The 10101-nt window shown below is 70.5% G+C and carries 6 protein-coding genes; 1 reads left to right on the forward strand and 5 read right to left on the reverse strand.

Going from position 1 to position 10101, the window contains the following annotated elements; translation table 11 throughout:
- Positions 1-33: 33 nt before the first annotated feature.
- Positions 34-1263 (forward strand): type IV secretory system conjugative DNA transfer family protein, encoded by a 1230-nt coding sequence (locus ABZ795_RS27405; protein WP_357532443.1) that lies wholly within the window; start codon positions 34-36, stop codon positions 1261-1263.
- On the opposite strand, the gene ABZ795_RS27410 is transcribed toward ABZ795_RS27405, so the two are convergent.
- From ABZ795_RS27410 to ABZ795_RS27430, 5 genes are all read right to left on the reverse strand, one after another.
- Positions 1230-7544 carry a hypothetical protein gene (locus tag ABZ795_RS27410; RefSeq protein ID WP_357532444.1) on the reverse strand — a complete coding sequence of 2105 codons (6315 nt, stop codon included), beginning with the start codon at positions 7542-7544 and terminating at the stop codon, positions 1230-1232. The genes ABZ795_RS27405 and ABZ795_RS27410 overlap by 34 nt on opposite strands.
- 113 nt (positions 7545-7657) lie before the next feature.
- Entirely contained in the window at positions 7658-8035 is a 378-nt protein-coding gene (locus ABZ795_RS27415) for a hypothetical protein (RefSeq protein ID WP_327025778.1), read from the reverse strand.
- 234 nt (positions 8036-8269) lie between these two features.
- The gene (locus tag ABZ795_RS27420) at positions 8270-8833 is read right to left on the reverse strand and encodes a dihydrofolate reductase family protein (RefSeq protein WP_357532445.1); all 564 of its coding nucleotides are present in this window, start codon (positions 8831-8833) and stop codon (positions 8270-8272) included.
- Between the two features lie 62 nt (positions 8834-8895).
- On the reverse strand, positions 8896-9909 hold the full coding sequence (locus ABZ795_RS27425; RefSeq protein WP_357532446.1) for a sigma-70 family RNA polymerase sigma factor: 1014 nt from the start codon (positions 9907-9909) through the stop codon (positions 8896-8898).
- Between the two features lie 30 nt (positions 9910-9939).
- On the reverse strand, positions 9940-10101 hold a 162-nt coding region (locus ABZ795_RS27430), incomplete at its 5' end, for a serpin family protein (RefSeq protein ID WP_357532447.1).

Here is a 10101-nt window from a genome sequence, read left to right on the forward strand (position 1 = left end):
ACAGCGGCACCCGGTCGGCGGGCTGAGGCGCGGATGAGCGAGATGGGACCCGAGTCGCTTCTGCTCGGGCACACCGTGCGGCCGGCTCGCAGCGGTGGAGCCTCCGCCACCTCGTCGGCGTCCGGCCTGCTCACCCACGACGAGAACGCCCACCTGTTGACGATCGCCCCGAACCGGTCGGGCCGGTGTCGGGCCTGTCTGATTCCGAATCTGTTGACCTACACCGGGCAGGTGGTCGCCATCGACCTGACCGGCGAGGCGTACGCGGCCACGGCGGCGGCCCGACGCGCGATGGGTCACACGGTGGTACGGCTGGACCCCTTCGGGGTGGCTGGAGCGGAGTCGGACGCCCTCGACCCGATGGCTCTGCTGGACGGGCTGGTGTCACCGGCCCTGGAGTCCAGCTGTCAGGATCTCGCCGAGCTGCTGATTCCCGGCAACTCGCCCGGCCGGGACATCGAGCAGAACGCATTCGCGCTGCTCAGTGCGGTGATCGGTTACCTCGCGGTGCTACCGCCGGAACAGCGTTCGTTCGACCAGGTCTACGTGACGATGCACGCCGACGACGTGATCTACAACCTGGCCGTGGTGCTGGACACCATCGGTAAGAAGATTCCGAAGATGTCCTACTCGGAGATGGCGACCTTCCTGCAACGGGATGACATGACCCGGTCCCGGATCCTCACCCACCTCACCTCGCATCTCAAGATGCTGAGCAATCCGGAGGTGCAGGAGAGCGTGCGCGGGTCGAGCTTCTCGCTGTCCGAGATGCGCGCCGGGGCACCCGTGACGGTCTACCTGGTGATTCCTCCGGAGCGACTCGCCACGCACGCCCCACTGCTGCGGCTCTGGGTGGGCACCTTGTTGCACAACGCCCGGCGGGCTCCGGAGACCGGGGGCCTGCCCACGCTCTTCCTCCTCGACCACTGTGTGGAACTCGGCCCCTTCCCCCTGCTGGAGTCGGTGCTCAGGCTGCGGTCCGGATCGACCGTCCGCGCCTGGACCTTCTGGCACGACCTGCATCAGCTGCGCACCACGTACCCGAGTCGTTGGCCGGAGATCGTCGCCGGTTGCGGTGCGGTCCAGGTCTTCGGCACCCGGGAGACCGCGGCGGCCGCCGAGGTCGAGGCGCTGCTCGGCCTGGCCCCGAAGGAGGTCTGGTCTCTCGGCCCGGGAGAACAGGTCGTCCGGCTCGACGGCACCCCGCAGCCGGCCCGGAGGATCGACGGTCAGACCCCGCTCAGCTCGAAGATCGCCCGGTAGAGGATCCGATCCAGCCGGTCGAGGTACTCGATCGACATCAACCCCTCCCCGTCATCCCGCATCAGGTAGACGGGACGGGCCTGGGGGGTTCCGGTGGCCGCCTCCTGAAGTCCGTCGAGGATCCGGCGCCGATCGACCGTGGTGCCTTCGGCCTCGGCGAGGGCCACCAGCAGCCGGGCCGTTGCCGCGGCGACGGCCGCGCTCTGGTCGTCCAACAGGTCGACCAACTCCGGAATGATGTCGTCCTTCATCCGGCGGAACTCGCCGACCGACTCGTAAGCGGCCTGCTGGATGTAGGAGACGTCGGTCATGGCCGCGCGCAGTGCCGCGGTGATCCGGGAGGTGACCCGACGGAGCAGACCCAGCAGCCGAACGGCGGACAGCCGGATGATCCACCGGCTGGCCGTCTCCGCCCACTCGACGAGCAGTGGTTCCCACTCGTCGGGATCCGTCAGGGCGGCGAACGCGTCGGGTGACTGCCGGGCCAGGGCGTACGTCGCGCTGAGCAGGTCACCCAGGTCCCGGTCGGCGATCTGCTCGGAGCTTGGATGCTGGACCCAGGAGAGCAGCAGGCGCAGCGCCTGCTCGTTCTCCGCCAGGGTCGCTGCGGCCTTGTCCGCCCTGGCCCAGTAACTGTTCGACCCGACGGGAACGTAGTAGGCAGAACCGATCTGCTTGAGCCGGTCGGCGCATGCCGTGTCGTTGTCGAGGCACTCGTCGTCGAGCCAGAGATACGAGTCGTCCAGCAGCCCGAGCGCGGTGTCGAGATGCGACTCCCCGCCGTCGTCAGCAACCGCCTGTGTCACGACCTTCAGGTATGTCACGGGGCCTTCGGGAAGGACCGCCACCTGCCGCCGGACCTCGGCCGGCACCGCCATGATCGCGCTACGCACCGCAGTCCGGTTCGGGTGGAGGGCCTCGCCGCAGTGCGTCAGCCGGGCCAGGGCGGTGAGCAGCGTCCGTTGCAGGCTCGGTGCGGCGGCGGGAAGGGCCTCCAGCAGCAGTGGCACCAACTCCTGGTCGATCGACTCGATTGAGCCGAGAATCCAGGACGCGGGCGAGTCGTCCCGCTCTGCCGCCTCCGCCAGCCACCGGCCGAGGGCCCCGGCGTCGTCGTGATGGATGTCGTGGGTGACCCACCACAGCGTGCTGAGCACGGACGGAAGGTGGTCCTCCCGACAGGCCTGGGTCGCGATCACCGCCACCGTCCCTGCTCCGACCCGCTGGACGGACCAACGGCGAGCCCGGTTCTGCCCCACCGGCTGGTGCCCGTGCAGGGCCAGTGCGGCCCGCAGCCGAAGGCGGTCGGTCGCCCCACAGGCCAGCTCGATGAGGGCCGTGGCGCTCTCCGGTGTCAGGTGCCCGGCTTCCGCCTGCACGAGTGCCTTCCAGGCGTCCACCGCCGGGCCGGCACCGACCCACCGGGTGATGATCGCCACCGCGCCGGGGTCGGTGCACTCCAGATGGGCCCAGAGCGGCTCCAGGGCCGCGGCCCGGCCCGTGGAGATGACCTGGTTGAGCACGGAGACCTCCCGTGCACCGACCCGCAGCGCCCCCTCCCGCATCGAGCCGAGCAGTTTCTCCAGGCCCGTCGACAGGTCGGAGCCCAACAGCAGAGACCACTGGCTCGCACTGGCCGTCGGTACGGCCCCGAACGCTTCGACCTCCAGCGCCGTGGCGTTCAGGAAGAGAAGTCCCCAGGCCAGGTGCCCGGTCGGTTGGGTGAGCCGGCAGCTGGTGCCGCCGTCGGGCCCGCCGCCCGCCGGAAGCCGCCAGAGCAGCGCCGGGGTGTCGTAGTGCTGCCGGTAGGCGGTCACCAGCCGGGCGGAACGACCGCGTGCCTTCGCTCGCAGCCAAGGGTCGGGCATGGCGTCGGCGACGGCGTCCAGGGGCTGGGTGAGGTTCGAGACCATCGCGGTACGCAGATCAGCGACGACCTCGGCGCGCCGCTGCGGATCGGCGATCTCGCCGACGGATCCGACCGCGGCATCGCGCAGTTCCTCCTGCCGTTGTGGCACGAGAAGCGCCAGTCGGTACTGGGCGCGGGCCCGGTTCTCCGGGTCGGCGATGTCGGTGAGCGCCTCCAGCAGTTCCGACAAATCGAAGATGTCACCGATGCCGAGCCTGGCCTGCTTGCCGGGAATCGCCGACACGATCCACTCGAAGGCCCGCGCCCGGTCGTGCGGGTCCGTGATGCTCTCGATCAGGCCGAGGATGTCCAGTCGCAGGGCGAGCACCTGGTCACGGCGGAGGCTGTCGCACAGCCGCCACAGGGCCCGGAACCGCAGGTACGGGTCGGCGAGCCGAGCAGCGTACGTCCACAGCGCGGACATCGACTCCGCGCTCACCTCACCCGGCCTGGTGACCTCCTGGTTTCGTAGCAGGAAGATCTCCTCCAGGAGAGGCCGCAGCGTCGACACGTGCATGCCGCGGTTGCGGGCCTCGGCCACGATCCCCAGGCTGGCGAGAAGCGGGTGGTGACGAGGATCCCACCGCTCGGGTCGCCAATACGGCCCTGCTCGGCCGACGAGCAGGTTGGTCCAGGAGGCGATGTGGTCGAAGGCGCTCGGCGCGCAGGTGGAGTCGAAGATCCGGTCGCCGGTAGCACCGGCGACATACCCGAGCCTGAACTCCTCTCCACGCAGAATGCCGATCGCCAACGTCTCCCACAGCAGGGCCGGATCGTCATCCACGATCGACCGGTGCCGCCCCAGCAGATAACCGGCGAGATAGTTGCGCTCAGTCGGCGCCGTCGCGAGCCCGTCCAGCATCGCGAGATACCGCTCGGTCGGTGTCTCGCATCGTGGCACGAGGAGCAGTTGCGGCCATGGTAGGCGCGGCCGGGACAGGTGGTTGCGGGCCTGGGCGAGCATCGACCAGCCCCGACCCGGGGAGTCGGGCGGCTGCGCCTCGGTCGCGGCCCTGACGTTGGCCCACAGCACCTCGGGCCGTTCGTCCGCGGCTCCGCAGAAGACGTACGCCCAGTACTCGGCCGCCAGGGCCTCGCGCACCGGCGCCGAGGTGGCGGCGACGAGACAGTGGGCGGGAATCCGATCGCTGACCTGGAGCGCACCGCCGCCGCTGGCGGCACGCGCCTCGATGACGATCCGCAGCAGATCCAGTTGATGTGCTTCCGGGGCCACCTCGGGAATGGTGCGCGCGGCGATCTCCGTCGACCTGACCAGTGGTTCCCGCAACAGGGCCCGCAGCCACCGGAACCGGCCCAGGGCCTGCTGTGCGGCAGCCCGACGGTCCCGGTCGCCAGCGGCGTCGGCGAGCAGCGGGAGGACGTCCTCACCGAGCGCCGCCAGGCCGACCAGGGCGTCGGCGCGGCCTGCCAGGTTGGTGCCCCGCTGCCAGAGGGTGTGGAGGGTCTCGACGAGGTCGCCGGCCGGCCGCCGCTGACGCAGGTGTCCCAGAATGAGGCGGCTCAACTCCGGATCGGCAAGGTCGTGGACGATGTCGGTGGGGCAGAACTCGATCGGGGGCAACGTCACCGGCCGCCCCTCGCCCGGTCCCGTCGGGACCTCCTCGGCCTCCTGCGCCGGGGCGGGCGACTCCGGTTGTTCGTCGAGCGAACCGTGGGGCTGGGTGTGCCCCAGCCCGCCGTACAGGGCGATCAGCAGCCACAGCCAGTCGCTGTCGGCGCGTACGTACGCGGTGAGCTCCGGTCTGGATTCGAGGAGTCTGCGCATCGGCAGGTGAGCCGCGCGCAGCCGCTGCATGTTCAGCGTCGGTGCCGGTCTGCTGAAGCGGCCGACCGGCTGGCCGAGGGCGGCGAGCAACGCCCAGTGGATCGGCCAGCCCAGTTCCGCCCGGTCCCCGGGCACCGCCTTCAGCAGGGCCTCGACGGTGCTAGTGGTGAACCAGTGCAGCCGCACCAGCACCTCGGCTGCCGCAGCGGTCAGATCCTGGTCGTCGGTGGGTCGCCGGATGGTCTCGACGATCACCTCGGCGACGAGGTCGGCGCGCGGTCCGCCGCGCAGTTGGGCGAACGCCGTACAGATCCGCTCGCGCAGCCCTGCCGCCTGCGGCTGGTCCTGGCTGAACGCGTAGCGTCGGAGCAGTTGTCGGACCACCTGCTCGACGATCGACTTCGGCACGTCCTTGAGGTCGGGAAGGGCGGCGACCATCAGAATGGCGGCCCGGGGCAGCAGCGGATCCTCGTCGTCGCCGGCCAGCACGTCCGCTAGCAGTCGAGCCCTGGCCTGCGGTCCACCCCAGTCCGGGCTGATCATGGCGAAACCCAGGGCCAGCAGCAGGGGTTCCCGCCACTGTGGGTCGTCGAGCCGCTCGACCATCTTCGCCGCCGCGTTCTCCCGGTCGGCGAGCATGTGCCGGGCGGCCAGGAACTCCTGAAAGGTCCGGTGGAAGAAGGCGTAGTTGCCCGAACTCTGTTCCGCCAGCAGACCGACCTGTCGCCTGATCGTGGTCAGCAGCGCGTCGAGCACCGGGCGGAACGCGCGGTCGGCCGGGTCGGACCGGCGCATCCGCGCCAGCGGGCCCTCGATCAGCTCACCGATGCGGTCCAGGGCGACCAGGCCGTTGCTCGCGGGATTGCCCTGCAACTCGGCGGCCAGCGGCTCCAGGGCCGCCAGCAGTTCCTCCCGTCCGAGCGACTGTGCCTCGCACTCTGGCCGTTTCAGCCAGATGCGCAGCAGGTTCTCCACCACCCGGTCGTAGACGCCGGCACGTTGGTCCGGCAGCCGACCATCGGCCCAGTAGACCGTCGCCAGGATGGTGATCAGCAGGGGGTTCGTCGCCAGCTCCCGGATCGCCGGTCGCAGGTCGTCGTAGATCTCCTCGATCAGGGCCTCGGCGACCAGGCCGCGCTGGTCGCCGACGGCAAGCTCGGCGTTGACCGCCGCCGTCCAGGCGCGGGCGAACTGTTCCACCGCCGGACGCTGCATGGGCTGGATCCCGAAGTGGGCGCACCCGCCCCGGACCGGCATCAGCTTGTAGCCGACGTACCGGCTGGTGACGACGACCTGGTTGCCGCCGACCTGCCAGGGCAGCTCTGCGGCCTCCGGTGCGTTGGGCGGAGTGAACCGCTCGATGAAGTCCTGGACCCGCAACAGGACCGTACGGCGGTTGGCCTCGGGAAGCTCGTCGAGACCGTCGAGGATGACCACCGCCCGGCCGGCTTCGAGGAATCGGCGTACCAGGGTGTTGCGAGCGTCGGAGCCGGGGGCACCGGCCCATCCCTGGGTGTCCGGGTCGCGCCCGAGATAGTCGTCCAGGGAGACGGTGGGTCGCCGCGTCCGCTCCCGATCGGCAAGTTCCCGGGCGAAGTGGGCCAGCCGCAGGAAGACCGGCAGCCGCGCCGGCCCGAGATCGACCAGCTGCTCGTCCGCCAGGGCGGGACGCTGATCCGGGTCCACCTGGGAGACCGGCACCTGTACGTGCACCCCCACGTCGATCACGACCGTCGCCGAGGCGAGCAGCCCCGTCTCGTCGTACGCCGAGAAGCCCAGGTGTGCGTAGCCGGTGCCGCATTCGCCGGCGGCGGGGGTGAACGTCAGGCGTTCCACCTGGTCGATCTTGACGATCTGGCCGACGACGACCGGTACCCCGGACAGCGCCAGGGTCCCCCGCGTCGGCAGCACCTCGATGCCGATCGCGCTCACCTGGTCGGCGTTCGCGTCGTCGGTGGCGAACATCGAGGCGACGTGTGCCCTTGAGAACGAGAAGGTCGCGTCAGCACGGACGTGGACGCCCAGGCCGCCCGCCAGGTCCGGCCCCACCTGCGGGGCGACCTCCCGCCCCAGTTGGTCCAGGAGCCCGCGGGCCAGTTGAAGAGCCAGCCAGTGGCTGAGGGTCGTCTTCCCGCTGCCGGGCCCACCAAGCAGGACCATCCGCGTGTGCTGGCGGATCACGTCGGCGATCGTCCGGACCTCGGTCACCTGCGCTCGCCGCGCGTCCTCTCGCCGCGGCTGATGGGTCCGCCGGACGTTCTCGGCGTCCAGCGCCTCCAGGTGGGTCGGCGCGATCGAATCGATCGGCGCGCCGCCCGCCGCCTCACGGATCTCGATCTCGTGCAGCTTCGCGCGATGCCGCAGGTCGTATTCGCTTTCCGGCTCCGCCTTCAGGGCGACGTAGACCTTGTCCAACTCGATGCGCAGCGACCCGGCCTCCCGGATCCCCTGCAACTCCAGCCACCGGTACCACTCCGCGAGCGATTCCAGGTACGCACGCAGGGCGCCGGCGTCGGCCGCCGACTCGGCTGTCTGGCCGCCGTAATAAAAATGGAGGTGTTGGACGCCGTAATCCCCGACCAGCACGCCTTTGGCGCCTGAGGCGTCAACCCGATACATGGATCCACCGGCTGAGTCCGGCGCCGATCTTCTCGAGTCGGTGCCGTCACCCGATCCCACGTCCGGCCCGCGATCCACGATTACTCGAAGGTGTTGGTCTGGGTGTTGCCGTCCCCCACCTGCACCCCTTTGGCCCCGTCCAGACGCACCTGGTATTTCGCCGACCCGGCGCCCTGCTCGTTCAGCAGTGCCATCAGCGCCTGGGCCAGTTCCACGATCCGGGGATCCTGGTCCGCACCCGCCGCACGGACCTGTTTGGCCAGCGGTGCGGCATACACCTCAGGGTCCTGTTCGTGCTCCTGCAGCACCAACTGCCCGGACGGCCGGTCGGCGAAGCGGGCCGCCACCGCCGCTTTGAGAGCCTGGTAGGCGTCCTTGACCGCGCTGGCCGCAGCCTCTCCGGTGCCCTGCAACGCTCCTGCCGCGAGCGCACCGACCACCAAGGTCACCGGATCCATCAGCGCTCCCGTCGACGATGCCCAATCGCGTCTCCATGGTCCACTATGGCGAGTCGCTCGTCACGGCCGAAGGCGGAAAGACGACTCACCGTTTCGCCGAAACGGCGGTATCAGACCGCTACGGACCCCACCGTTGCGGCGAAACGGAGTCGATCAGCGTACGGCGAAGGACGGGACGGGCCGGGAGGGCCGCTCCACGAGAGGTGGAGGGCCTCCCTGGCCCGACCCGCTCCCCTACCTGGGCGCCGGGCGGTAGCGTACGTCGAGTTCGGCGGTCGGGTCGTCGGCGCCGACCCGGTGCAGGTAGATCGGACGGCCGCCGAGGTGCTCGTAGAGGCGGATGCCGTCACCCAGCAGCACCGGCGCGATGTGCAGGTCGATCTCGTCGAGCAGGCCGCGGTGGAGGAGTTGGCGGCCGATGTCCGCCGAGAGCACCTCGACGTTCTTTCCGCCGGCTGCCGCCAGGGCGATCTCCACCGCCTCCGCCAGGTCGCAGTCGAGGAAGGTCACCCGGTCGGCGGGCTTGGCGTCCTCGGGGTGGTGGGTCATGACGAAGAGCGACCCGCTCCAGCCGCCGCCGTAGACGTTGCCGGCGTCCGGGAAGGCGTCCCAGCCGCGCCGGCCGCCGAGGATGGCGCCGGTGGTCTCGATGTACTGCTGGACGAAGCCGGGCCGCTCGGAGATGCCGGTCTCCATCCAGGTCATGTCGTGGTCCGGCCCCGCCACGAAGCCGTCCAGTGACATGGTGAAATGCCACAGGACCTTGCCGGTCGCGGTCTGCGGTGCGAAGTCGCTCATGCCGTCCTCCTGGTGCGCTGATGTGCTCGTACCGAAGTAGAGACGGCGACCGCGACGAGAACTCATCGGTCGATCGTCGGCGGCAGCCCGAACGCCGGGAAGAGCGCCGGCTCGTGGAAGGCGACGATCTCCGTGATCAGGCCGTCGCGTACCTGGAGAACTCCGATCCCGAACGGCTCGAAGACTCCCCGCCCCGGCGGGCGCCGGTAGCTGGCGGCGGCCAGCTGCCCGTTGGCGCTGGTGGGGACGGCGCGCAACGCGCCGATGTAGTCGGGGGAACTCGCGTCCCAGGTCGCCGCCAGGGCCGCGAGGACGGACGCGCGGTCGGCGAACCACTCCGCCAGCGGCGGCATGGTCGCCCGTACGTCCTTGGCCAGCAGCGCGGCCACCTCGTCGAGGTCGCCGCGCTCGATCGCGTCCAGGTATCGTCGCAGCACCTGCCGGTCCGCCTCGGTCGGCGGCGCGGCCGGTGCCCAGTCCGACCGGCCCGGCGGCAACTGCTCCCGCAGCGTGGCGCGGGCCCGCTGGAGGGCGCTGTTGACCGACGCGACGCTGCCGTCGAGCACCTCGGCCGTCTGCCGCGCCGGCCAGCCGAGTACGTCACAGAGGATCACCGCGGCACGCTGCCGGGGCGGCAGGTGCTGCATCGCCGCCAGGAAGGCCAGCTCCAGGGTCTCCCGCGCCACGACCGCCGCCTCCGGCTCGTCCTGGCGCGGCGCGACCGGCTCCCACCGCCCGTCCGGTGCCCGCAAGGCGTCCGGGAACGGCTGTAGCCACGGGCCGGTGATCAGGGTCGTCGTCGGCTGCCCGGGAAGGTAGTCCGGGTTGGCCTGGTCGGGCAGCAGCCGCCGTTTGCGTCCGTCGAGCGCGTCCAGGCAGACGTTGGTGGCGATGCGGTAGAGCCAGCTGCGCAGCGAGGACCGGCCCTCGAAGCCGGCCCGCCCTCGCCACGCCTTCAGGAAGACCTCCTGCACGAGGTCTTCCGCCTCGTCGTAGGAGCCGAGCATCCGGTAGCAGTGCACGCGCAGCTCACGCCGGTGCTGCTCGATCCCCCGGACGAAGTCGTCGTCGCTCACCGGGTGACCGTACGTGCCACCCCTGACGTGTTATGCGCCGGTGACCAGTGGGTCGTGGACCCGGCCGAGGAACAGCGGTACGCCGGTGTACCAGTCGTGGATGACGTACAGGAAGGGCCGGTTGACGAAGAACTGCGGACCCTGCGGGATGGACGGCGGCGGGATGATGATGGCCGTCGCGCCTGCCGCCTC

It is taken from the genome of Micromonospora sp. NPDC047134 (genome assembly GCF_040643455.1).
Lineage (GTDB): Bacteria > Actinomycetota > Actinomycetes > Mycobacteriales > Micromonosporaceae > Micromonospora.